The sequence below is a fragment of the Pseudomonas sp. FW305-3-2-15-E-TSA4 genome (assembly GCF_058787295.1).
Map to the genome: position 1 here is coordinate 137,139 of NZ_JBYSZP010000005.1, position 24,386 is coordinate 161,524.

The 24,386-nt window shown below is 61.7% G+C and carries 23 protein-coding genes; 10 read left to right on the forward strand and 13 right to left on the reverse strand.

Annotated elements, in window-relative coordinates; all coding sequences use genetic code 11:
• Positions 1-2 precede the first annotated feature (2 nt).
• Genes AC3WMV_RS08510 through AC3WMV_RS08520 form a run of 3 tightly spaced genes read left to right on the forward strand, consistent with a single transcriptional unit; the run spans position 3 to position 2,698 of the window.
• Positions 3-1,187, forward strand: coding sequence for a GNAT family N-acetyltransferase (locus tag AC3WMV_RS08510; RefSeq protein ID WP_103367645.1), 1,185 nt, complete (start codon positions 3-5; stop codon positions 1,185-1,187).
• Entirely contained in the window at positions 1,159-1,950 is a 792-nt protein-coding gene (locus AC3WMV_RS08515; protein WP_103367644.1) for a ChbG/HpnK family deacetylase, read from the forward strand. Before AC3WMV_RS08510 ends, AC3WMV_RS08515 begins: the two co-directional genes overlap by 29 nt.
• A gap of 55 nt (positions 1,951-2,005) precedes the next feature.
• Positions 2,006-2,698 carry a GNAT family N-acetyltransferase gene (locus tag AC3WMV_RS08520; protein ID WP_103367643.1) on the forward strand — a complete coding sequence of 231 codons (693 nt, stop codon included), beginning with the start codon at positions 2,006-2,008 and terminating at the stop codon, positions 2,696-2,698.
• Between the two features lie 134 nt (positions 2,699-2,832).
• Here the strand turns inward: AC3WMV_RS08520 and AC3WMV_RS08525 are convergent, their stop codons facing one another.
• Entirely contained in the window at positions 2,833-3,639 is an 807-nt protein-coding gene (locus AC3WMV_RS08525; RefSeq protein WP_103367642.1) for a class I SAM-dependent methyltransferase, read from the reverse strand.
• Positions 3,640-3,840: 201 nt separating this feature from the next.
• On the reverse strand, positions 3,841-4,728 hold the full coding sequence (locus AC3WMV_RS08530; protein ID WP_095136678.1) for a LysR family transcriptional regulator: 888 nt from the start codon (positions 4,726-4,728) through the stop codon (positions 3,841-3,843).
• 129 nt (positions 4,729-4,857) lie between these two features.
• Between AC3WMV_RS08530 and AC3WMV_RS08535 the strand changes: the two genes are divergently transcribed.
• Complete coding sequence (locus tag AC3WMV_RS08535) at positions 4,858-5,874, forward strand: alpha/beta hydrolase (RefSeq protein ID WP_097088731.1); 1,017 nt, start codon at positions 4,858-4,860, stop codon at positions 5,872-5,874.
• Between the two features lie 207 nt (positions 5,875-6,081).
• Complete coding sequence (locus AC3WMV_RS08540; protein WP_103367641.1) at positions 6,082-7,509, forward strand: mechanosensitive ion channel family protein; 1,428 nt, start codon at positions 6,082-6,084, stop codon at positions 7,507-7,509.
• 192 nt (positions 7,510-7,701) lie between these two features.
• On the opposite strand, the gene ycaC is transcribed toward AC3WMV_RS08540, so the two are convergent.
• From ycaC to AC3WMV_RS08570, 6 genes are all read right to left on the reverse strand, one after another.
• The gene (gene ycaC, locus AC3WMV_RS08545) at positions 7,702-8,325 is read right to left on the reverse strand and encodes an isochorismate family cysteine hydrolase YcaC (RefSeq protein WP_007961287.1); all 624 of its coding nucleotides are present in this window, start codon (positions 8,323-8,325) and stop codon (positions 7,702-7,704) included.
• A gap of 68 nt (positions 8,326-8,393) precedes the next feature.
• On the reverse strand, positions 8,394-10,232 hold the full coding sequence (locus tag AC3WMV_RS08550; protein ID WP_103367640.1) for an amidohydrolase: 1,839 nt from the start codon (positions 10,230-10,232) through the stop codon (positions 8,394-8,396).
• Positions 10,233-10,262: 30 nt separating this feature from the next.
• Positions 10,263-10,889 carry an antibiotic biosynthesis monooxygenase gene (locus AC3WMV_RS08555; RefSeq protein ID WP_095136682.1) on the reverse strand — a complete coding sequence of 209 codons (627 nt, stop codon included), beginning with the start codon at positions 10,887-10,889 and terminating at the stop codon, positions 10,263-10,265.
• Entirely contained in the window at positions 10,882-11,298 is a 417-nt protein-coding gene (locus AC3WMV_RS08560; RefSeq protein WP_098964597.1) for a DoxX family protein, read from the reverse strand. The genes AC3WMV_RS08555 and AC3WMV_RS08560 overlap by 8 nt, the downstream gene beginning before the upstream one ends.
• Before the next feature lie 214 nt (positions 11,299-11,512).
• The gene (locus AC3WMV_RS08565; RefSeq protein ID WP_096796195.1) at positions 11,513-12,436 is read right to left on the reverse strand and encodes a LysR family transcriptional regulator; all 924 of its coding nucleotides are present in this window, start codon (positions 12,434-12,436) and stop codon (positions 11,513-11,515) included.
• A gap of 57 nt (positions 12,437-12,493) precedes the next feature.
• Entirely contained in the window at positions 12,494-12,625 is a 132-nt protein-coding gene (locus AC3WMV_RS08570; RefSeq protein ID WP_256584828.1) for a hypothetical protein, read from the reverse strand.
• A gap of 119 nt (positions 12,626-12,744) precedes the next feature.
• Between AC3WMV_RS08570 and AC3WMV_RS08575 the strand changes: the two genes are divergently transcribed.
• The gene (locus AC3WMV_RS08575) at positions 12,745-13,200 is read left to right on the forward strand and encodes a helix-turn-helix domain-containing protein (protein WP_103367639.1); all 456 of its coding nucleotides are present in this window, start codon (positions 12,745-12,747) and stop codon (positions 13,198-13,200) included.
• 34 nt (positions 13,201-13,234) lie between these two features.
• On the opposite strand, the gene AC3WMV_RS08580 is transcribed toward AC3WMV_RS08575, so the two are convergent.
• Positions 13,235-13,804: a flavodoxin family protein gene (locus AC3WMV_RS08580; RefSeq protein WP_095136686.1), complete on the reverse strand. Its 570-nt coding sequence runs from the start codon at positions 13,802-13,804 to the stop codon at positions 13,235-13,237.
• Between the two features lie 354 nt (positions 13,805-14,158).
• Between AC3WMV_RS08580 and AC3WMV_RS08585 the strand changes: the two genes are divergently transcribed.
• Complete coding sequence (locus tag AC3WMV_RS08585) at positions 14,159-16,966, forward strand: ATP-binding protein (RefSeq protein WP_103367638.1); 2,808 nt, start codon at positions 14,159-14,161, stop codon at positions 16,964-16,966.
• Here AC3WMV_RS08585 and AC3WMV_RS08590 read toward each other — a convergent pair.
• Together AC3WMV_RS08590 and AC3WMV_RS08595 are read right to left on the reverse strand one after the other, a co-directional pair.
• Positions 16,931-18,400: an ATP-binding protein gene (locus AC3WMV_RS08590; RefSeq protein ID WP_103367637.1), complete on the reverse strand. Its 1,470-nt coding sequence runs from the start codon at positions 18,398-18,400 to the stop codon at positions 16,931-16,933. The two genes, AC3WMV_RS08585 and AC3WMV_RS08590, sit on opposite strands and share 36 nt — an antisense overlap.
• A 90-nt stretch (positions 18,401-18,490) precedes the next feature.
• Complete coding sequence (locus tag AC3WMV_RS08595; protein WP_103367636.1) at positions 18,491-19,441, reverse strand: GlxA family transcriptional regulator; 951 nt, start codon at positions 19,439-19,441, stop codon at positions 18,491-18,493.
• Between the two features lie 220 nt (positions 19,442-19,661).
• Here AC3WMV_RS08595 and AC3WMV_RS08600 point away from each other — a divergent pair, with 220 nt between their 5' ends.
• Entirely contained in the window at positions 19,662-20,384 is a 723-nt protein-coding gene (locus AC3WMV_RS08600) for a pirin family protein (protein WP_097088717.1), read from the forward strand.
• 51 nt (positions 20,385-20,435) lie between these two features.
• Here the strand turns inward: AC3WMV_RS08600 and AC3WMV_RS08605 are convergent, their stop codons facing one another.
• Both AC3WMV_RS08605 and AC3WMV_RS08610 read right to left on the reverse strand, forming a co-directional pair.
• Positions 20,436-20,924, reverse strand: coding sequence for a hypothetical protein (locus AC3WMV_RS08605; protein ID WP_256578446.1), 489 nt, complete (start codon positions 20,922-20,924; stop codon positions 20,436-20,438).
• A 171-nt stretch (positions 20,925-21,095) separates the two neighbouring features.
• Entirely contained in the window at positions 21,096-21,971 is an 876-nt protein-coding gene (locus tag AC3WMV_RS08610) for a LysR family transcriptional regulator (protein WP_103367635.1), read from the reverse strand.
• Positions 21,972-22,083: 112 nt separating this feature from the next.
• Between AC3WMV_RS08610 and AC3WMV_RS08615 the strand changes: the two genes are divergently transcribed.
• Together AC3WMV_RS08615 and AC3WMV_RS08620 are read left to right on the forward strand one after the other, a co-directional pair.
• Positions 22,084-23,274, forward strand: a complete 1,191-nt coding sequence (locus tag AC3WMV_RS08615; protein WP_103367634.1) for a YbfB/YjiJ family MFS transporter — start codon at positions 22,084-22,086, stop codon at positions 23,272-23,274.
• 61 nt (positions 23,275-23,335) lie between these two features.
• Complete coding sequence (locus AC3WMV_RS08620; protein ID WP_103367633.1) at positions 23,336-24,334, forward strand: NAD(P)H-quinone oxidoreductase; 999 nt, start codon at positions 23,336-23,338, stop codon at positions 24,332-24,334.
• Positions 24,335-24,386: the final 52 nt, after the last annotated feature.

Below are 24,386 nucleotides of genomic sequence, written 5' to 3' on the forward strand. Positions count from 1 at the left end.
CTATGACGGCGCGATTCGAATGGCGCACTTCACTGTGCGCCGCCGACTTCCCGGCAGCCGCCTATGAAGCGCTGCGCCTGCAGGTGACGGATCACACGCCGTTCAACCACCTGGGCTGGTTGTGCGCGGCGGAGCAGGCACTGGTCGCGGGTGAGCGCCTGCACATCCTGCTCGGCTGGGAAGCGGACGAATTGCGCCTGTGCCTGCCGCTGGTAGCGGGCCGTGAGCGCTTTGCCGGCGTGCCGTTTCGCGTACTGCACCACTTGGGCTATCCGCTGGCGGACCGGCTGGCGCTGCTGTCATTGCTCAAGGGCGAAGACATGCGCGAAGCCTTGCACCTGATCCGCCGACAGCTGCCGCACGCGCTGCTGCAACTCAACGAATTGTCCGAGCCGGCGGGTGAGGAAAGCGCCCTGACCGAATGGATGGCCCACAGTTCTGCGGGCGAACGCCGCCTCAGTTGCCGGGTGCCGGTGCATCTGATCAGCGACGCGGATCACCAAGAGGTCTCCGGCGACCCGCGCTACAAGCTGCGACGGGCGCGCAAACGAATTGTCGCGTGTGGCGCCCAGGTGCGGCGCATCTGCCCCGACGCGCTGAGCATGGGTCCGCTGTTGCGGGCGATCAGCGAAGTCGAAGCGGTGAGCTGGAAAGGCGACGAAGGCGTAGGGATCTTTGCCAGCGAACGCAGTCGGCAATGGATCGAACGCGCCTTCACCGCCCTCGCCGGCCAGGGCCTGGTGCGGGTGGTGACGCTGGAACTCAACGGGCGTTGCATCAGCTATCGCCTCGGCTTGCTGGAGCAGGGCCGACTCTACGATTACAACCTCGCGTTCCTGCCGCAATACGCCGATCTGGGCAGCGGCCGGGTGCTGCTGGAGGAATGGATTCGCTGGGGGCTGGATGAGCATTGGCGCTGGATCGATGCCTCGCGGGTCAGCCTGAAAAACTCCAGCCACCAACTGCACGAACGCATGACCGGACAACTGGAACACTGGCGCTGGAGTTTCTATTCCTGGCGCCCCAGCGGGATGTTGCTGGGGCTGGGGTTGCGGCTCTGGCAGCGCTTGAAACCGACGGTGCAGCAATGGCGCGCGCGACGTGCGGCCAGACCGGCATCGGCGCCCACACCTGTCGTCATCACCACGGAGGGCGATCATGCCTCGCCAAGTCATAGTCAACGCTGACGATTTCGGTTTGAGCCCGAACGAAAACGCGACGATCTTCGCCGCGTTTCAGGCCGGGGTCATCAGCTCGGCCACGGCCATGGCCAACATGCCGGCGTTCGAAGCAGCCTGCGCAATGGCCCGGCATCCGTCGCTGCAAGGTCGGGTCGGATTGCATTTCAACCTGACCTACGGGCGGCCGCTGAGTACCTCAATCCTGCGCAGTCGCACCTTCTGCGACGGCCACGGCGTGTTCGATCTGAGCCTGCCACGGCACAGCTTTTGGCTCAGTCGCGAAGATCGCGACGCGGTACGGGAAGAGTTGCAGGCGCAGTGGCAGCGCTGCGTCGAACACGGCGTACGGCCGAGCCATATCGACTCGCATCAGCACGTGCACAACATCTGGCCGATCGGCGAAATCGTCGCGCGCTTTGCTGCCCATCAAGGCGTGCCGATTCGCCTGGCGCGCAACCTGGGGCAGAACCTCAGTCTGCCGAAACGCATATTCAAAGGTTTGCTCAACTGGCGCTTGCAGAGTCTGGCCGGAGCCACGGCGGACTATGTGTGCACGCCAGTGGATCTGCGTAACGACCCCGCGCCGAACGACGGCGTGCTGGAAATCGTTGCCCACCCGAATCAGCTAGGCAGCGATTTCGGTGATGCCTACCTCAACCCCGAAGAATCCCTGAGCCGCGTGCTGGAGCAGCGACTGCCGGGTGTGCCACGGGTGTCCTATGCCGATCTGCACAAGGATTTTTTACGGGGTGCCACGGCACTCGATTGATTCATCCCCACAACAGCAACATCCACCACACCGGGCTTCGGCCACGGAGGGCAACATGAACGTCATCGGAAAACTGCGCGAACGCATTCGTCAAAAAGGCCTCGGCCGTCTCTTCGCCACCCTGTGGAAGCGCTACGTGTTCTTCCACTGGGAGCTGCTGTGGATGGAGCGCGATCTGGTCTCCCCGGTGCCACCGCACAAGCTGCGCCCGTACGAAGGGTTGCGCAAAGTCGATATCACCCAGCTCAACACCGGGGCCTTCGCCAAACACTTCGGCGACCGCGTCGAGACCATGGCCGAACTCGCCGCCGAGGGCCACACCGGGCACATGTACCTGGATGCCGACGGCCACGCGGTGGCGTTCATCTGGGGCAGCATGCGCGACTACTACGACCGCCACTATTACGGCTGCTGGTTCCCGGTCAAACCCGGCGAGTTCTTCGAATTCGGTGGCGAAATGGCCCGCCCGTATTTCGGCACCAGCCTGTCGGTGGACGTGCAAGTCGCCCTCTGGGAAGCCATGGCTGCCCAGGGTTGCGACAAAGTCGTCGATGTCTGCGAAACCCACAACATCCCGGCGCTGAAACTGCACATCCGCATGGGCTACCACGAACAGGGCCGCGTCACCCACGTCTACGGCCTGTTCGGCCGCTGGCGCTTCTACCGCGAAAGCCGCTATGACGGCTCACGCCTGGACCCCCTGCGCAAACCTGGGCGGCCGGTGGTGAGTGCGGCGGCGCAGGCGTGATCAATCGTTAGAGGCATGGCGGCCATTTGGCCGCCATCGCGAGCAGGCTCGCTCCCACAGTGGATTTGTGTACGACACCGATCACGTGTAGGAGTGAGCCTGCTCACGATGAGGCCAGATGGAGCAACAAATTCTCAGGTTTTGCGAGCGACCAAGGTGAAGCACAACGGCATCTGCGCCTCGCGATTCAGATACTGGTCATACACCTCCTCCCGATTCGAGTGCGCATACTCCTTGAAGTGCGCGATGTTCAGCCCGGCCGCGATGGCGCCGCTGAAGATCGCGCCGAGGGTGTGTACGAACCAGTAGGACTTGGCAGCCTGCTGCTCGACCTTGCCGACGTAGACGATCGGTTCTTCCTGCACGAATGGCTCGGCGCGGAAGTAGGAACTGGCGAGGCGGTACGGGTCTTCGGCGTCGGGGTCGACCATTTCCAGAAACGGATGGGTTTCGTAGATCACCAGTTTGCCGCCCGGTTTGAGAGTCAGCGCGACATGGCGAAAGAACTCGCCGATGTCGGGCATCCAGTTCAGCACGCCGATGGTGATCAGCGCCACGTCGAAGCGGCTGTGCAGCGCAGCCGGCAGGTGATGGATATCGCTTTCGATGAATTCGGCGTTGTACGGCGAGCGCTGGTTCAACTCACGGGCCTGTTCGAGAAACGCCTCCGATTGATCGACGCCGACCACGCTGCACGCACCGAGGGCGAACAGCGACAGGCTTTCGCGGCCGTTGTTGCAACCGAGTTGAATCAGCGCTTTACCGTCGACGCCGACCTGTTCCAGCACGCCACGCAAGGTGTCGTCGAGGCAAGAGAAATCAGCCTTTGACACGTCGTTCAACAGCGCTTGCCATTCCGCCGACTCACGGTGATGACGAGCAGAATCGTTCCACGCCTGTCGATTGCTGTCGATGGCGGTTTTATTGTCGGGCACTTCCATGGCGCACTCCGGGCGATGCTCGTGATTGAGCGGACCCGAGTCTAGAACAGCCCGATCAGTACGGTTGTTGCGACTTTGTAAGCCGCACCGCCGATCCACTGTGGGACCGGGCTTGCTCGCGAAGAGGTCGTGTCAGTCGATGAAGATGTTGGCCGGACCGACGTCTTCGCGAGCAAGCCCGCTCCCACACTGTTGGCGTGGTCACATCTGGTTGAGGCGTTCGCGCAGGAATTCGACCAGTGCCTGCACCGGGCGCGACGCCTGACGGTGCTGCGGATACACCGCCGAGAGGGTCAGCGGTTCGGGGCGGTAGTCGTCGAGCACTGGCAGCAGCCGCCCGTCCTTCAGCGCCGCGCCGACGATGAACGTCGGCAGATAAGTAATCCCCATCCCCTGCACCGCCGCGTCCCTCAGCAACTCGCCGTTGTTCACCCGCATGCGTCCGGTGACGTTGACCAGCAGCGGCTTGCCCTGCCCCGCGTTGAAGCGCCACTGCACCGAACGACCATGGCCGTACGGCAGGCAGTCGTGGCTGTGCAGGTCTTCGGGATTGAGCGGCGTGCCACGTTCGGCCAGATATGCCGGGCTGGCGCAGTACACCCGTTCGATGGCGGCGATGCGCCGCGCAATCAACGTCGAGTCTTCCAGCACACCAATGCGCAGCGCCAGGTCATAACCTTCGCCAAGCAGGTCCACCGGGCGGTCGCTCAAATCCACCTCCACGGTGACATCGCGATAGCGCTGCAGAAACAGCGGCAGCAGACAGCCCAGATGCGCCACTGCAAACGACAGCGGTGCACTGACGCGAATGGTCCCGCGCGGCTCGGCAGTCTGCCCGGCGATGCCCTGCTCGACCTGTTCCACTTCGCCCAGCAGACGCAGCGCCGATTCGTAGTAGCTCTGGCCCAGTGGCGTGACGTCGAGGCGTCGGGTGGAACGGTTCAACAGCCGCACACCGAGGCGCTCTTCGAGCTGCATCAAACGGCGGCTGACGAACTGCTTGGACAAGCCCAACTGATCGGCCGCAGCAGTGAAACTGCCGGAGTCCATGACCTGGCAAAAAATACGCATGTCTTCGAACGGGTTCATTGTCACTCTCTGGTAGACAGTCAAACGCTTTATAGCCGCTTTTTCACTTTTCGACAGCTCATTAATCTGTGCTCACGGTTTGAAAACAGCCCGACACAACACCAATAACTTTCGAAAATGGAATTGAGCATGAACATCAAAAAAACCCTGACCGCATCCCTCCTCGCCCTGTCCATCGGCAACGCGTTCGCCGCCGGCAGCCCGGGTGTCGAACACAACACCCAGGCGTTTCTCGAAGCCCTCGCCGCCGGCGGCGGCAAACCGCTGGAGCAACTCAGCCCGAAGGATGCCCGTGCGGTGCTGACCGGTGCGCAAGCGTCGGTAAAGGTTGACCTGTCCGGAGTTGAAGTCAGCGACAAGGCAATCAAGGTCGATGGCCAGACGATCAACCTCAAAGTGGTGCGTCCGGCCAAGGTCAAAGGTGAATTGCCGGTGTTCATGTTCTTCCACGGCGGCGGTTGGGTGTTGGGCGATTACCCGACGCACCAACGCTTGATTCGCGATCTGGTGGTCGGTTCTGGAGCGGTCGCGGTGTACGTCGATTACACGCCGTCGCCGGAAGCGCAGTACCCGACAGCGATCAACCAGGCCTATGCGGCGACCAAATGGGTGGCTGAGCATGGCAAGGACATTGGCGTCGACGGCAAGCGTCTGGCGGTGGCCGGCAACAGCGTCGGCGGCAACATGGCGGCGGTCGTGGCGCTGATGGCCAAAGAAAAGCAGAGCCCGGCCCTGCGCTTCCAGCTGCTGATGTGGCCGGTGACCAACGCACAGTTCGACGACGGCTCGTACCAGCAATTCGCCGAGGGCCACTTCCTCACCAAGGGCATGATGCAATGGTTCTGGGACAACTACACCACCAACCCGGCCGAGCGCGCACAGATCCACGCCTCGCCACTGAACGCCAGCAGCGAACAGCTCAAGGGCCTGCCCGCCGCGCTGGTGCAGACCGCCGAGTTCGACGTGTTGCGTGATGAAGGCGAAGGCTATGCGCGGCATCTGGATGCGGCCGGTGTGCCGGTGACGTCGGTGCGTTACAACGGGATGATTCATGACTTTGGCTTGCTCAACCCACTGAGCCAGATTCCCGAAGTGAAAGCGGCCGTGCGCCAGGCCGCGGCTGAGCTGAAAACACATCTGAACTGAGCCCCCCTCACTCGCCACACCTGACGGTGTGGCGAGTTTTTTGTCTGCAGGAACCCTTGTGGTGAGGGGATTCATCCCCGATGGGTTGCGAAGCGACCCCGCCGCTAACCAGAAAGGCAGGGGACTGCTGCGCAGTCCATCGGGGATGAATCCCCTCACCACAAAAGCCTCTTCTACACCAACGTTCATGCAGTTCCGGAGATCGCCATGTCCATCCTCCTCACCCACCCACTGTCCTGGAGCGCCGCCCTGCTGCTGCTCGACGCGCTGCTCTGGCACCTCGCCCCGTTCAAGCATCGCGCACCGAGAGTCGGCATTCGCCTGGCGCTGTTTCTGGCGTTCAGCGCACTGATCATCAACGCCGAGATCAGCCCGTTGCAGGCGCCGCTGTTCGCCGATGACCGGGTGATGCAACTGGGCGCAACGGCGTTGGGGATTGTCTGGTGGCTGTACTCCGCGCGGGTGCTCACCGAGGTGATCGGTCTGGCGCTGATGCGGCGTATCGGCCACAGCGGTCGGCTGTTGCAGGACGTGATCGGTGCGCTGGTGTTTCTGGCGGCGATCGTCGCGGCCGCCGGCTATGTGCTGGAACTGCCGGTCAAGGGCTTGCTGGCGACTTCCGGGGTAGTGGCGATCGTCGTTGGTCTGGCATTGCAAAGCACCTTGAGCGACGTGTTCTCGGGGATCGTGCTCAACACCACCAAGCCGTATCAGGTCGACGATTTCGTGGTGATCGACGGCGTCGAAGGCAAGGTCATCGACATCGACTGGCGCGCCACGCATCTGTTGACCAGCAGCGGAACCCTGGCCGTGGTGCCGAACTCGGTGGCGGCCAAGGCGAAGATCGTCAATCTCAGTCGCCCGACCAACTTGCACGGGGTGTCGATCAGCATCAAGGTGCCGAATCACATTCGCCCACGGCGGGTGCTCGACGCCCTCGACCGCACGCTGCAAGGCAGCAGCATTCTGCTGCTCAATCCGCCGCCCAAAGCGGTGTTGAAAGAGGCCGGCGAGGAGATGTCGGAGTATGTTGCCAGCGGTTTCATCAGTGAACTGAGCAAGAAAGGCGAAGTGCGCAATCAACTGTTCGACCTCGCCCATCGGCATCTCGAAGCCGCAGGTATTTCCCGGCACCCTGATGGCGTGATCGAACCCTCGACCCGCGCCCGGGCCTTGCTCGATGAAGTGAAAATCTTCCGCTCGCTGAGCCATGAGGAACGTGATCGCCTCGCCGAATCGATGGTCGCGCAGCAATACGCGGCCGGTCAGGTGGTGCTGGGGCTGGATGAAGTGCCCGACAGTCTGTTTGTCATCGCCACCGGGGTGGTCAGTGCGACCGTGCCCGACGGCAATGGCCAGACCGAAGCCGGACGCATGGGGCCGAGTGAGGTCATGGGCGAACAGAGCATCCTCGCCGATACCCCGTCGCAAGCCACATTCACCGCGCTGACGTCGAGCATCATCTATCGCCTCGACAAAGCGCTGACCCGCCAATGCATGGAGCAGCGCAGCGAAGTCGGCCAGGCGCTGAACAAATTGCAGGCCGTGCGACAGCAGAACAGCCGGCTGGCGTTGATGGCCAAACCGGTGGCGGTGCGCAAGGGTGGTTTTTTGGGTTGGCTGCAAAAGCGCTGATGCGAAAGCAAGATCAAGAGCCCCCCTCACCCCAACCCTCTCCCCCAAGGGGGCGAGGGGGAAAGGGAGCCGATCTCCGGGTACTTCAATTTCGGAGATCGGCTCGGTATTGCAGGTCGGCGTATCGCGAACAAACCCCTCGGTCAGTCCCCTCTCCCTCTGGGAGAGGGCTAGGGTGAGGGGCTTCAGGCATCACTTGGCCGTGAACTTGGTGTAGCTGTTGATCAGGTTGCGATAGTTCGGCAGGCGTTCGGACAGCAGATGCGCCAGGCCTTCCATGTCGTTGCGCCAGTCACCTTGCAGCTCGCACGCCACCGAGAACCAGTTCAGCAGGTGTGCACCGGCGGCCGACATGCGCGCCCACGCGGCTTGTTGCACGGTGGTGTTGAAGGTGCCGGAAGAATCGGTGACCACGAACACTTCGAAACCTTCAGCAATGGCCGACAGGGTCGGGAATGCTACGCAGACGTCCGTCACCACACCGGCGATGATCAGTTGCTTGCGGCCGGTGGCCTTGATCGCCTTGACGAAGTCTTCGTTGTCCCAGGCATTGATCTGCCCAGGGCGCTGAATGAACGGTGCATCGGGGAATTGCTCGCGCAGCTCAGGCACGATCGGGCCGTTCGGGCCGGCATCGAAACTGGTGGTGAGGATGGTCGGCAGCTTGAAGAACTTGGCGATGTCGCCCAGCGCCAGCACGTTGTTCTTGAACTCGTTGGGGGTGAAATCCTGTACCAGCGAGATCAGACCGGTCTGGTGGTCGACCAGCAGCACGACCGCATCATCTTTGTTCAGACGCTTGTAGGGAACGCTCATGGGAAACTCCTCGGTGGATGGTTGTTGCGTGAGGCGCCGACCGGTTGGCCGGCGCTTTTTTGTAGTGATCAGAAAGCGAAACAGGAACAGCCGAACGCGCCCCAGAAACCGGCGAAGTCGCTGACCGGTGCGTTCGACAGTCGGGCTTTTTCATGGCTGTGCGCGTGCACTGCGCAGGCACCGACGCACTGGTGCACTTGCGCCTGCAACGGCGAGTTCGGGCGCCAGTGGCCCGGCACCTTGACCACCGGCGACCAGTCCGGCAGCACGGGGATCGAGCGTGGGCCGAGGTCTTCGAAGTCGCCGGCGGCGTAGACGATCTTGCCGCCGACCACGGTCAGCACCGACTCGATCCACTTGATCGCTTCTTCTTCGACGTGGAAGAAGTCCGCGCTCAGCGCCGCCAGATCCGCCAGTTGCCCGACCTTGATCTGGCCCTTCTTGCCCTGCTCCGACGAGAACCAGGCGCTGCCGTGGGTGAACAGTTCCAGTGCGGTAGTGCGTGGCAGACCTTCTTCGTACAAGGCCAGACCGCCGACGGTGCGACCGCTGACCATCCAGTACAGAGATGTCCACGGGTTGTAGCTGGAAACCCGCGTGGCATCGGTGCCGGCGCCGACCGGTATGCCTTCGGCGAGCATGCGTTTGATCGGCGGCGTGGCTTCGGCGGCTTTCGCGCCGTAACGGTCGACGAAGTATTCGCCCTGGAACGCCATGCGATCCTGAATCGCGATGCCGCCGCCCAGCGCCCGCACCCGCTCGATGTTCTGCGGTGTGATGGTTTCGGCGTGGTCGAAGAACCACGGCAGACCGTTGAACGGAATGTCACGATTGACCTTCTCGAACACGTCGAGCATGCGGCTGATCGATTCGTTGTACGTGGCGTGCAAGCGGAACGGCCAGCGCTGCTCTACCAGATGGCGCACCACCGGTTCCAGCTCCTGTTCCATGGTCTGCGGCAGGTCCGGACGCGGTTCGAGGAAGTCTTCGAAGTCGGCGGCGGAGAACACCAGCATCTCGCCGGCGCCGTTGTGCCGCAGGTAATCGTCGCCCTGGTGCAACTTGACGCTGCCGGTCCAGTTCTGGAAATCGGTCAGCTCTTCTTTGGGCTTCTGGGTGAACAGGTTGTAGGCGATGCGCACGGTCAACTGGTCGTCCTTGGCCAGTTGCTCGATCACCTGATAGTCGTCGGGATAGTTCTGGAAACCACCGCCGGCATCGATCGCGCTGGTCAGACCGAGGCGATTGAGTTCGCGCATGAACTGCCGGGTCGAGTTGACCTGATATTCCAGCGGCAGCTTCGGCCCCTTGGCCAGCGTCGAGTACAGAATCATCGCGTTGGGTTTTGCCACCAGCATGCCGGTCGGGTTGCCGTTGGCATCACGGACGATCTCGCCGCCCGGTGGGTTCGGCGTGTCGCGGGTGTAACCGGCGACGCGCAGTGCGGCACGGTTGAGCAGCGCGCGGTCGTACAGATGCAGAACGAACACCGGGGTGTCCGGCGCCGCCTGGTTGAGTTCTTCGAGGGTCGGCATGCGTTTTTCGGCGAACTGGAATTCGTTCCAGCCACCGACCACACGCACCCATTGCGGAGTCGGCGTACGGTCGGCCTGCTCCTTGAGCATGCGCAACGCATCGGCCAGCGACGGTACGCCTTCCCAACGCAGTTCGAGGTTGTAGTTGAGGCCGCCACGGATCAGGTGCAGGTGCGAGTCGTTGAGACCGGGGATCACGCAGCGCCCGTGCATGTCGATCACTTGCGTGGCCGAACCACGCAGGGCCATGGCCTGGGTGTCGTTGCCAACGACGACAAAGCGGCCATCCTTGATCGCCACGGCACTGGCCAGCGGCTTGCTGCGGTCTACGGTATGAAATTGGCCATTGAACAGAATCAGATCGGCGTTCATCGCAGTTCCTTTCGAGTAGATGAATGGGTGTCAGCGTGACGGCTGTTTCGCCGGCTCGACGTGAGCATGGGCCTGACCGGCTTCCAGCCACGGCGCGAACAACCGGGTCACGCGGGGCATGAACACGTACACCACCGACAGGACGATGGTCAGGGTGATCAGGAACGTGGCGACCACGTAGTTGGACAGCAGCGGGTGCAGCTTGAGCAGCGGCCCCCAGATCAGCGGCACCAACAGCGTGTGCGGCAGAATCACCAGCAGGGTGATCACCGCTTGCTTCCAGCGCGGCGGCGGCTTCGCGGCATCGGCCAGCGGCGCGAACCAGAATTCGTTGACCGGTGCGACTTCAGTCTGGTCGCCATCGGCGAGCATCGGCGCCGCCTCATCCACCAGCGCCTGACGCTGCGGCGACTCCAGCCACAGCTGCATGGCCTCGGTGGAGGAAAAGCGCAGGACGCAGGTGTAGGTGTCGAGACCGGCCAACTTGCCGCGCACCACGTCGACCCCGAGGTGACCGTCGCGCTGCCCGGCGACCCGGACGATGTTGCGCAACCACGCCTCGTATGGCTGTTCAAACCCGGCCTTGACCCGGTGCTTGACGATCAGGGTCACGGTTTCACCGACCCCCGGTGCTTTTGGACTCAGGGCTTCAGGCATAACGCAGCACTCCGGGCAGACGAACATTGAGCGCCAGGCGTCCCGGCCCGGCGATAAACACAGTGGCGAACAGGATCAACAGCAACCAACCGAATTGCCCCTCGGCCACACTCCATTGCGGATGCACGACCAGCAGCGCCACCAGCAGAACAAAAAGAATAGGCAAGCAGGCCAATCGCGCCAGCACCCCAGCGACGATCAGTAGCGGACAGAGGACTTCAGCGAAAATCGCCAGGCAGAGTGTGAGGTGCGCGCCGAGGTGGAACGGATCTTCGATCTGCTGCAATTGCGCGTTGAAATCCAGCAGCTTGGGCAAACCGTGGACCCACAGCAGGAACAGCCCGCCGCTGACCCGCAGAAACAGCAGACCGACATCCTGTGCCTGTTCATCGTGTTGTGATGCGCTCATGACCCTACCCTTAAATCCTTATCGGGTTGAATCATGCTCGGTGCGGGCGAGGGAAAATTGAATGGATGTGCTCTCTTTCAGGCGAGTCGGATTCCTGTGCGAGCGAGCCTGGTGCGGGCGGCGATCCGACAGTGGCGTCCGGTCAGCCAGCATCATTGTTGAATGACATACCGTTTTCGCGAGCAAGCCCGCTCCCACAGGGAAACTTGGCGCGTCAGGCAGGCGGGATATCCAGCGGCGCCGCCATGAACTGGCTGATCCGCGAGCGCAGCCAGCGCTCGGCCGGGTCGTTGTCGTGTACCCCGCTCCAGGCCATCGACAGCTGTGCGGCGTCGATCGGGAACGGTGGATCTTCAGCGCGCAACGCGCAACCTTCGACCAGCGCACACGCGGCATAGTCCGGCACGGTGGCAATCATTTCGGTGCCGGCGAGCAACGCGCGCAAACCGCTGAACTGCGGCACGCCGAGCACCACGCGCCGACGCCGGCCAACCTTGGCCAGGTCCAGGTCGATGTTGCCGCTCAAGTCACCGGAGAACGACACCATCGCGTGCGGGCGCTCGCAGTATTCGTCCAGCGTCAGCGGCCCAGGCCGGTCATCGCCGCGTAGCACTTTGCAGGGAATGTCGCGCAGTTTCTTGCGCTTGGCGTTGGCCGGCAGATCGGTGGTGTAACTGACCCCGACCGAGATTTCCCCGGACGCCAGCAGCGCCGGCATCAACAGATAATTGGCACGGCGCACCACCACGACAATCCCCGGTGCTTCCTGCTGAAGCTGTCGCAGCAGCGGCGGAAACAGACCGAACTCGGCGTCGTCCGACAGGCCGATGCGGAACACGTCGCAACTGCTGGCCGGGTCGAACTCCTTGGCCCGGCTGACCGCACCGGAGATCACATCCATCGCCGGTTGCAGCTCCTGCAGAATCGCCAGCGCGCGGGCGGTCGGCTCCATGCTGCGACCGTTGCGCAGCAGCAAAGGATCATCGAACAGGTCGCGCAAACGACCCAGCGCCGCACTGACCGCCGGTTGGCCCATGAACAGTTTTTCAGCGACGCGGGTCAGGTTCTTTTCGAACATCAGCGCTTCGAAAATCACCAGCAGGTTCATGTCGACGCGACGCAGATCGTTACGGTTCATGGGCTCGAGTTCCTTGCTTGAGAAGTCATGTTCAGTCAGGTGCGATAGCGCCGTACTTTACTTGATCAACGGTACGCTGGCCGCACGTTTGTATGGGCCGTATTTCAGCGGCACCCATTGGAAGTGTTTGTCGATGGCGACGACTTGCAGCGATGTGCTGAGTTCAACGTTTTGCGGCGCAATTAACAACGTTTAACTCGTCAGTCTTCCGGCCCCGTCCAACAATGAAACCCTCTGCGAAACATTGTTTTTTTGACCAGAGGGAAACGTGCCGAGCGTGCGTTACCCCCCCGACACGGACATTGGCCATGGCTCACTTACAACAAACAGTCGCCCTCGCCCCCTCCAGCGAATCCCGCACACCGCGCATCGGCGGCCTCAGTCCGCAACGCGAACGGCGGGCCAAACAGTTGATCCTCGATCGCCTGGGTGAAAGCCTGGAAGTCACCGAACTGGCAGAGGCCTGTTCTTTGTCACGCAGTCATTTTTCCCGGGCGTTCAAATGCAGTACCGGACTCTCGCCACAGGACTGGATCCGCACCCAGCGCATCGCTCGCGCCAAGCAGTTGATCCGGCTCACCCACTTGAGCCTGACGCAGATCAGCCTGGAATGTGGCTTCTGTGATCAGGCACATTTCTGCCATATCTTCACCCGCAGCGAAGGGATCAGCCCGTTCGCCTGGCGGTGTCGTGAGGTGCCGGGCATGAAGCCCGAAAGACCGCAATCAGCGGCCGCGCCTGTCGGCATACGCCTGGCGGTCTAGACGCTGTCGCGCGCCAAGCTCAATTCCCTGCGCTTCATTGCTGCCTCAACCGCTGCGCCACTTGCGCCACCCGCTCGCCCAGATGTGCCGCCGTACGCCGATCTTCGAGCGGCGGCGCCTGCTCGGGGGGCTGTTCGACATTGGATTGCGACATGGCCCCGAGCGAGCTGCCCAGACGATTCAACTGACCATCGAAGCAGCCCGCCACCGAGCGCGCCGGGAGCAGGTCGAGACCCACCCAGATCATCGAATGCTGCGCGGCGAACACCGCCATTTGCAGCAATGTATTGAGCTTGTCGCCGCACAGGCTTCCGGAATTGGTGAACCCGGCGGCAACCTTGTTGCGCCACGGTTTCGCCAGATAGAACGCCGCGCTGGCCTCCATGAAATGCTTGAAGCCCGCCGACGCGCTGCCCATGTAAGTCGGCGCACCGAAAATGATCGCGTCGGCGCGGTGCAACTCATCCCAATAGAACTCGACTTCTTCTACCGCCACCAACCGACAGGTACTGCCCAAGTGCCGTTCGACGCCCTGCGCCACGGCTTCTGCCATGACGCGAGTGTGGCCATAGCCGCTGTGATAGACCACCACCACGTTGCTCATTGCGCCGTCCTCCGCTCGGGTGCACTCCATTGCAGCCATCAGGTCCTGGCCTGAGGCCAGCTTGATTCAGCGGATTTTTGGGGTTGAAGCGAACACAGACGAGTTAATCGTTGTTAATTGTCCGCGAGACAAAGCGCTGGTCTGAACATTGCAACGGGCAAAAATGCCGATCGCAGCATCACTTTCGAGCATTGCCGGCAATCTGCACGTTGCACTGACGCCAGAACCTGCGGAATATGTCCGCAAAACTGCGGATTAGAAGGCTTGCGTGCCGCTGACGCTGATCCGCGCTGCCCTTCACGGAGGCTTCACACGCCGTGGGCAGGATTATAAAAATTTCGCAGGAGTGAGCTGTTGAGTCTTCCCCCGAATCAGGCCCTCGGTTTCGGCCCCTATCGGATTCAGCCCGGCAAACGGCTGCTGCTTGAGGGCGAGCAGCCGTTACGCCTGGGCCGACGTGCCATGGATATTCTGCTGATCCTGCTGGCGCATGCCGGCGATGTCGTGAGCAAGCAGCAACTGATTGCCGGCGTGTGGCCGGACAGCGTCGTCGAAGACATCAATCTGCGGGTGCACATGGCGGCGTTGCGCAAAGCCCTGGGCGATGGTCAGGGCGGGCAGAGATACATCGTCACGGTGGCGCAGCGCGGCTACAGCTTTGTCGCACCGATCAGGCTGCAATCGATCGAACAGCACACCTGCGCAGAGACCGGCACCCGGCATAACCTGCCACTGCGCCGCACGCGAATGATCGGCCGCCAGCCGCTGGTCGACAGCCTGATCAGGCAGTTGCCACGCCAGCGCTGCATCACGCTGGTCGGCCCCGGCGGCATCGGCAAAACCACCGTGGCCCTGCGCGTTGCCGAGCAGATGATCGGCCACTATCGGGACGGTATCCGGCTGCTGGATCTGTCGCCGATCAACGACGCACGAATGATCTGCTCGCACCTGGCGGCCCTGCTGGACGTGGTGCCGCATGACAACGATCCGCTGACCCACCTCGTCAATGCGCTGCGCGAGCGCCAGATGCTGCTGGTGATCGACAACTGCGAACACCTGATCGACGCCATGGCACTGCTCAGCGAGAGCATTTTGCGCGGTGCGCCGCAGGTTCACATTCTGGCCACCAGCCGCGAGAGCCTGCGTGCCGAAGGCGAGTATGTGCAACGTCTCGAATCCCTCGATTACCCGCCGCCGATTGCCGTGCTTGATCGTGCGCAGGCGTTGAGTTTTTCGGCACTGCAACTGTTTGCCGAACGCGCCCTGGCCGCGCACGAGGGCTTTGAATTGAGCGACGCCGAGTTGCCCGATGCGCTTGAAATCTGTCGGCGTCTGGATGGCATTCCACTGGCGCTGGAGCTGGCGGCGGCGCAGGTTGGAGAACTCGGCCTGCAGGGTTTGCTCAGCCAGCTGCAAGGGCGTCTGCCGGTATCGGCGGCCGGCAATCAAAGCAGCGTGGAGCGCCACCAGACGCTGCGTGCCACGCTGGACTGGAGCTTCAACCTGCTCACCGATTGCGAACAGACCTGCCTGCGCCGGCTCGGCGTGTTTCGGGGTGGCTTCACGCCGGGGTCCGCCGCTGCGGTGATCGGTGGACAGCACATCCAGCCCGGCGAGGTGTTCGGTTCGATCACCCAACTGGTCGCCAAGTCGTTGCTCAACGTCGAAGTCGGTGACGAAGAAGTGTTCTATCGGTTGCTCGACACCACGCGCCGCTATGCCCTGGAAAAACTCGAGCAAGGCGCCGAACTCGCCGACACCCGCGAACGCCACGCTGAACGTTGTCTGGCGCTGATGTATCAGGCGCAGACCGATTGGGAAACGACCTCAACCGCCCTGTGGATCGAACGCTACGCACGCGGTCTGGAAGACCTGCGCGCGGCGCTCGACTGGAGCCTGAACGGTGCAGGCCCCAACGATGTGGGGATTTATCTGGCCGCGACCTCGGCGCCCCTGTGGCAAGAGTTGTCGCTGCTCAAGGAATACGGCGGTTACGTGCGTCAGGCGCTGGCCCTGCTGGAAAACGCTGCCGAACCTTGCCCTCGGGTGAAGATCGCGCTGAAGCTGGCGCTCGGCAGCGCCTGCTACCACACCTGGGGTGGTACCCCGGAAACCATCGCGGCGTTCGTCGATGCCCATGCGCTGGCGCAAGCGTACGACGACGTGGCCGGCCAGCTGCGTGCAGTGTCCGGGCACATGGCGGTCAACCTCAGCTGTGGCCACTATCGATCGGCGCTGGAACAGAGCGAACAGTTCGATCGCCTCGGCCTGCACGGCGACCCGCAGTTGTCGCTGAGTACACATCGCCTGCGGGTGTTGGCGCTGCATTACGCCGGCGACCAGCAGCAGGCACGCCTGCATGCCGAGCAAGTGATTCAGCACATGGCGCAAAACGGCAATCCCAACCGTTTCACCCATGGCTTCGGCGTGCAGTACGACCAGAGCGTCGCCTCGCTGACGGTGCTGGCCCGGGTGTTGTGGCTGCAAGGTTTCCCTGAACAGGCCTGGCGTACGGCCAGGCAGGCACTGGACATCGCCGTGCAAATCAACCACGGCACCTCGATCTGCTACACCCTGGCGCTGGCCAGTTGCCTGATTGCTCATTACAACGGTGACCCGCAAAACGCCCGTGCTTTGCTGCAGCTGTTGCTGGAGCAGGCGCAGAAGCATTCCGTATTGCTGTTCTATCGCTGGGCACGGCAATACGCGCAGGTCCTCGACGCCGATGCCGCCGTGCCGATAGCGACCGATGACAGCGGTCTGATCAGAGAAATCATGGTGACCCTGGACAGCCGCTTTGTTGATGATGCGTTGCTTGAGCGGGCACACAGCGGAGCTGCAGGCTGGAGCACGGCGGAGATTCTGCGGGCTCGGGCCGATCGCATGTTGCTTGAACAATCGGCTTGCCCCGACAGCAGCACCCGGCAAGCCGAAAAGGTCTTGCTCCAGGCACTGTCGATCGCGCAAACCCAGGGCGCCCTGGCCTGGGAACTGCGCAGTGCTACTTCGCTGGCGCAGTTGTGGCAACGGCAGAACCGCTACCGCGAAGCACTGGAGTTATTGAACCCGATCTATCAACGCTTCACCGAGGGCTACGCTACCCCGGACCTGCGCAAGGTGCGCTGGTTACTCGACGAGTTGGGCCGCCAACTGCGAGCCTGACACCCAACGACTGCGGCTGACGAAGCGCGCATGCCGACGCTCGTACTCGTTGGATTCACCGCTGCGTTCCAGTTGTTCGCGGGCGTAACGACGGGTGGTGTTGAGCATGCGATAGCGCAACCCGGCACTGCCCCGCTCCACCGCCAGCAAAGACTTCTGCGCCAACCGATCAATCATCAGGGCCAACGTCGACGGGGGTAATTGCGAGCAACTGATGACACCCATCGCCGCATCAATGGCAAACGCCGTTTTGAAGACCGACAGGCGTTGCAGCACCCGCTGTTCCTGCTCACTCAGGTGCTGATAGCTCCAGTCCAGCGCGGCTTTCAGGGTTTGATGGCGTGGCACGGCAGTACGCCGACCATGGCTGAGCAGCTGTAAACAATTGTCGAGTTGAGACTGCAAGCCGACCAACGCCAGCGCATCAATGTGCGCCGCCGCCAGTTCAATCGCCAGTGGCAGCCCATCGAGCCGCCGACAGATGTCGCGCACAGCATTAAGATCCTGTTCACGCAGGGTAAAACCCTGCTGCCGGGCTCGGGCACGACTGACAAACAATTGCACGCCCGAATAGCTCATGGTCTCTTCGACACTGCCCAACGCTGAGGACTTGGGAATGGCCAGTGGCGGCAGGGTTTGCACGGTCTCCAGACTCGCCTGCAATGCTTCGCGACTGGTCGCAAGAATCGACAACCGTGGCGCGGCCTCCAGTAAACGTTCAACCAGAGCCTTGCAGGCTTCACGCAGATGCTCGCAGTTATCCAGCACCAGCAAGCTGTGACGCGCTGCCAGCGTGACGAGATCGGTTTCGAGGGTGTGCAACAGATAATCGAGCAGTGGCGTGGCGTCGTTGACTACCGCCAGGTCCACCAGCCAGACCCCGTCGCGAAAATGCTGTAACAGCAACTCTGCAGCACGCAACGCCACCGTGGTTTTGCCGACACCCGCAGGCCCCGTCACGGTCATCAATCGGCACAGTGGCAATTGCCGCACCATCGAGCCCACCACTGAATCGCGACCGGTCACCGGCGTCAGCCGCACAGGCAAGTTGTGTTGTGGCGCTTGCAGGTGTTCCAGGGCCACGTGCTCGAAATTGTCGCCGTGCACCGGAGCAACGAAGCTGTAGCCACATTGCGGCACATTGACGATGTAGCGTTGGCCGTTCTCACCGTCACCGAGCGCCCGGCGCAGGGCGGCAATGTGGACGCGAAGATTGATCTCTTCGACCACCGAAGTGGGCCAGACCCGTGCAATCAACTCTTCCTTTCTGACCACTCGGCCTGCACGCTCGACCAGCACCTGCAGAATGTCCAGCGCACGCCCGCCCATGCGCAGTTGCCGATCCCCGTCGAGGATCAGCCGTTGGCGCAAATGAAAGGCGTAAGGGCCGAAATACAGGACTGACGCCGAGTGCAAATCGTTGAGGCTGTTCATGCCAACTATCTTGGCAGCCTGCGATGACGGCACAACCTTCACACAGGGCGCAGCACGGACATCCGGGTGCGCACAACGGACAGAACCGCTCTAGCTGAACTGTTCGCGGTATTGCACAGGCGTAAGGCCGAGTTTTTCCGCGAACAACAGACGCATGTGCCGAACACTGCCAAAACCACTCTTGTAGGCCACGGTTTTCAAAGGCAGGTCAGTGGTTTCCAAAAGATTTCGTGCGCAGTCGATACGCGCACTTTGCAGGAACTCCATCGGCGTCATATTGATGTCGCGGACAAACGTCCGCGCGAAGTGCCGTGCACTCATGTTGGCCAATCCTGCCATGCGCTCGACAGTGAACACTTCGTCGAGATGGTCCAGGACGTAATTCTGTACTCGGGTGATCGGTGTTTCCTGAGGCGCCACCGCCGCCATCAAGGGGCTGAACTGCGCCTGTCCGCCTTGACGTTTCATCACCACCAGCAGCACTTTGGCGACGTCCTGGGCCAACTTCTTGCCGTGATCCTGCGCCACCAGGGCCAGCGCCAGGTCGATGCCGGCCGTGACCCCGCCAGAGGTGATCAGATTGCGATCCTCAATGAAAATCTGGTCGGTGGCGACGCTCGCCTTTGGAAATGCCTTGATCAGGCGTTCGGTGTAGTTCCAATGAGTGGTCACCCGATAGCCGTCGAGCAACCCGGCATGGCCGAGCACGAAGGCGCCGGTGCAGATCGAACCATATCGCTCGGCACAGGGCACGGCCGCTTTCAGCCAGGCCAGCAACGCCGGGTGTTTTTCGTTGTAAGCCCCCGGCCCTCCTGGCACCAGCAGCAAATCGTAGCGCTCAAGGGCTTGTTCGATATGCCGGTCGGTGTGTACCAGCACACCGTTGGACGCACGCAACGGCCCGCGCTCGGTGCCAAGGGTCGTCAGCTGATAGTGCGACTCCGGTTTCAAATAGCGATTGGCCACCGAAAACACTTCCAGCGGCCCGGCCATGTCGAGCAGCAGAAAGTCGGGGAACAACACCATGGCCACGGTTTTCATGGGGTACACATCACTGATAATCAAAAGTAAGCGGACAGGACAGGCTGAGCATTATGGCCAACTGCGGCACAGTCGTCGGAAAAAAATACGTGATCGAGCGCACACAACTGTCAACCAGAAACGGACAGTATTTCAATTTCCATCTACTTATTACCCCGCAGAGTAAACAGTAATCTCCTCCTCACTCGGACGAATTCACGTCCCCCAAGGAGATTTCATCATGCTGACTCTTCGCAAAGCCTCCGATCGTGGCCTCGCCAATCATGGCTGGTTGAAGTCGTTCCACACCTTTTCCTTCGCCAGCTACCGCGACCCGCGTGAACAGGGTTTTTCCGACCTGCTGGTGATCAACGATGACCGCGTTGCCGCCGGTAAAGGTTTCGGCCAGCACCCGCATCGTGACATGGAGATCTTTTCCTACGTGCTCGAAGGCGCACTGGAACATAAAGACACGTTGGGCACCGGCTCGGTGATCCGCCCTGGCGACGTACAACTGATGAGCGCCGGCAGCGGCGTGGCGCACAGCGAGTTCAACCATTCGGCCACCAAACCCGTGCACTTTTTGCAGATCTGGATTGTGCCGGAGATCAGCGGCGCCAAACCGCGCTATCAGCAGGAGCACTTCAGTGCGCAGAAAAAACGCGGTCGCCTGCAACTGATCATCTCGCCGGACGGCAGCGATGGTTCGCTGACAGTGCGCCAGGATGCGCGGGTTTACGCCGGGTTGTTCGACGGCAAGGAAAGCGCCACCCTGAAACTGTCCGCCAACCGTTACGCCTACGTGCATGTGGCTCGCGGCAGTGTTGAACTCAACGGCCAGTTGCTGCAGGAAGGTGACGGCGTGCGGGTTCGCGAGGAACAGGCGTTGACCCTGAGCAATGGCGCGGATGCAGAAGTGCTGGTGTTTGACCTGCGTCCGCAAGAGCTGCCGCAAATGCCATGAGGCAGGGTTTCCAAAGCCAACAAAAACGGCCTTCGATTGAAGGCCGTTTTTTTATTTTGGCAACACCGGTGATGGCTGCTCGGCAGGCTTGGCTGCGCCGACTTCTTTGCCCGCCTGAACCGCCGCCAAGGTTGTTTGTATCGCTGCATACAGGTTGGCCTGACTGGCGAAATACCCGCCCACGACAATACTGACCACACCAAACAGATGCACAGCCGTTGCCATCCAGACGTTGGCATTCACGGAACCCGCCTTTTTGAGCGCCTCTTTGGACTCGATGGCAATGCCTTGAATCATCGAGTCGTAGCGTTTATCTCGCTCACACTGGATGCGCTCATTCGCCTTGTCTCGCTCTGCCTGGGAGCAAAGGAACTCTCGGATATCTGCGTGCACTCGCTCTACCCGAGCATCCATCCTTGCCTCGATGGTCTCGATCCTGGCGTTGAATTCTTCACGGCTGATAGCGTTCATGATTTGTGTATTACGACCTTTGCTCAATGTGTCGAAGCTTTGATATTGCTCGAATTCCCTGGCTTTCAATCCGACCCCCTTCCCTGGGTTAGCGATACCTTCTCTGGCGCACCGATTTCCTGGCGCTGCGAGTTGCATCAACCTTAGGACTGGCGCTCCAAGCCCACAAGCCGGCAGATTCTGCTGTGGATGTAGGGCGTTTCGTCAGACGCTGTAGCTTCTCCAAAGCGCTTTGAGCCGTCACTCATTCTCCAGTGCAAACGCCTCGACAATCTGCTCAATCACCGCCCTGACCCGTGCGGTGTGGCGCAAGTCCGCGTGGGTCACCAGCCAGACCTCATACGGTTGCGGGCGATTGCGCTCCGGCCAAAGCCTGATCAGGCCATCGCGCTCGCCCATGTACACCGGAATTTCTCCTACGCCCAGGCCAGCCGCAATCGAGCGCCGTACCAGCAGACTGGAGCTCAGGCTGGCGACAATCCGCCCGCGATGCAGCGGTTCGCAAACCAGCGTCATGTCCTTGTGCGTCTGCAAATACGGTTGGTAGACCACCAGATCATGGCCTTCGAACGCGGTACCCTGAGGCGGGATGCCATGGGCGTCGATATACGCCTGTGATGCGAACAATCCCACGGGCCAGCGCGCAATCCGCCGCGCGATCAGATCGGGATTGTCAGGCCGGGTATTGCGCACAGCGATGTCGGCCTCGCGCTTGGCCAGGCTGAGGATCTGCGTGGAGGCGTCCAGTTGCACACGCACGTCCGGGTGCTGCGCGTGAAGGCGGCTAATGGCCGGGATCAGGAAGTCGATGGCCAGCGAGTCGGTGGTGCTGACGCGTACGGTGCCGGTCAGACGATCATCCAGGCCCTGAATCTGCCGCTCAAGTTCCAGCGCCGAATGCTCCATTTTTTCCACGCTTTTGAGCGCGGCCTCGCCGACCGCGGTCAATGCGTAGCCGTCGGACGTGCGCAGGAACAAGGTCGCGCTCAGGGACTTTTCCAACGCCGTGATCCGTCTCCCGACGGTCGCCTGATCCACCCCCAAAACCCGCGCTGCGCCGCGTAAGGTCGACTCTCTGCATACCGCGAGAAATACCCGCGCATCATCCCAGTTCATGCTGCCCCCCAACCGATGCGAATTTGCATCACTATAAAGCCAAATCGCTGCATTACCGCAGCAAAGATAGCCGATATTCTGAGCGCCATAGACCTTCCTCAGGATTGCTGTCATGCGTACATCAACCTCAGCCTTACCGATTTTCTCGGGACTCTGCGCCAGCCTGGTCGGCATTGGGCTGGCGCGTTTTGCCTACACACCGCTTATTCCCTCGCTGATTCAGGCGCAGTGGTTTTCTGCCAATGACGTGGTCTACCTCGGCGCAGCCAATCTGGTCGGCTATCTGATCGGCGCCCTGCTCGGCCGACCGATCGCGCGGCAACTGGGCAATAAAAACGCCCTGCGACTGATGATGCTGCTGGTCACCGCAGCGTTTTTTGCCTGTGCATTTCCATTGTCGGTGAGTTGGTTCTTTGGCTGGCGGCTGCTGTCGGGGATTACCGGCGGCGCAATTATGGTGCTGGTGGCGGCGACTGTTCTGCCCCACGTGCCGGCATCCCGCAAAGGACTGGCCAGCGGGGCGATTTTTCTCGGTATCGGCCTGGGCATCGCCGCCTCCGGAACCATCGTCCCGCCCTTGTTGAATATGGGCCTGCACGCCACCTGGCTGGGGCTGGGCGGATTGTCGTTGTTGCTGACCGCAATAAGCTGGTTTGGCTGGCCTGCTGATCTACCACACCCGACCGCCATTCACGCAGGCGCGACGGTTGAGCCAACGCCCTCCGCCGTCTATTTGCTGTTCGGCCAATACGCACTCATGGCCGCAGGTCTGGTGCCGGCCATGGTGTTTCTGGTGGATTACGTGGCTCGCGGGCTCGGTGCCGGGGCGCAGATTGGTGCACTGGTTTGGGTGATGTATGGCCTGGGCGCAATTGTCGGCCCGGTAAGTTACGGCTTTCTCGCGGACCGGCTTGGCGCGCGGATGGGCATTCGGCTGGTATTGGTGGTGCAGGCGATTGCGCTGGGACTGCTGGCGGTTTCCCACTCTTTCGTGGCGTTGGCCGTGCTGGCAGTGATCGTCGGTTCATTCCCGCCCGGCATCGTCCCGCTGGCCTTGGCCCGCTTGCATGAACTGGTGCCGGATCACCATCGCCAGCAAATCGCCTGGAGCCGCGCCACCGTATCGTTTGCCACGTTTCAGGCGCTGGCCGGATTTGCCTATTCGGCGCTGTTCAATGCCACGGGCGGTCAGCACGCAATGCTCTTCGTGATCGCCGCAGGGGCGATTGTCGTGGCGATTTTGTTGGAGTACGCCCTGAAATGGCTGCCCTCAGCGACTGAACCACGTGTCTGTGAAAATTGAAGGGAATCATTGCCTGCGGGCTGCGCTCCCATCTTCAGAACCTCAAGCAACAGGAATCGACATGACTTTGCCCAACGAAATGACCCGGATCGAAATCACTCAACCTGGTGGCCCGGACGTCTTGCAAGCCAAACGTGTGCCCCTGCCCGTCGCTGCAGCCGGTGAAGTGCTGATCCGCGTGCATGCCGCAGGGATCAATCGTCCCGATGCCCTGCAACGGGCCGGCAAGTATCCAATGAAGCCGGGGATGAATCCGATCCCCGGTCTGGAAGTGGCCGGCGAAGTGGTGGCGTTGGGTGCCGGTGTCAGTCAGTTTGCCGTCGGGGACAAGGTCTGCGCGCTGACCAACGGTGGCGGTTACGCCGAATACTGCAACGTCCCGGCCGGACAAACCCTGCTGATCCCCGATGGACTGGATTGGGTGCAGGCCGCCGCTATCCCGGAAACCTTCTTTACCGTGTGGGCCAACCTGTTCGGCCTCGGCGACGCCCAGCGTGGTCAGCGCGTGTTGATCCACGGAGGCACCAGCGGCATCGGCACCACCGCACTGATGCTGTGCCGCGAATTCGGCATCGAAGCCTTCGCCACCGCCGGCAACGCCGATAAATGCGCAGCGATCAGCAAACTGGGTGGGCAGCCGATCAATTATCGCGAGCAGGATTTCGCCACGGTCATCGCCGAAAAAACTGCTGGCCAAGGCGTTAACGCGATTCTCGACATCATGGGCGCTTCGTACCTCAACGGTAATGTCAGCGCGCTGGCGATGGATGGCCGGCTGGTGATGCTGGGCTTTCTCGGTGGCGGCAAGGCCAACGACATCGACCTGCTGGCGATCATGGCCAAGCGTGCGGTGATCACTGGCTCATTGCTGCGTGCGCGAACCGCTGAGGAAAAGGCCGAAATTGCCGAGCAACTGCGCGAACACGTGTGGCCGGCGTTGGCCGCCGGACGCTGCTTGCCGATCATCGACAAGGTTTATTCGCTGAACGATGCGGCCCAGGCGCATGCGCGCATGGAAGGTGGCAACCACATCGGCAAAATCGTCCTGCGCGTGGGCTGAGCTGCAGCATTTTGTAATCGTTGCGAGTAGACGGTGGTCGAAAAACTCACGC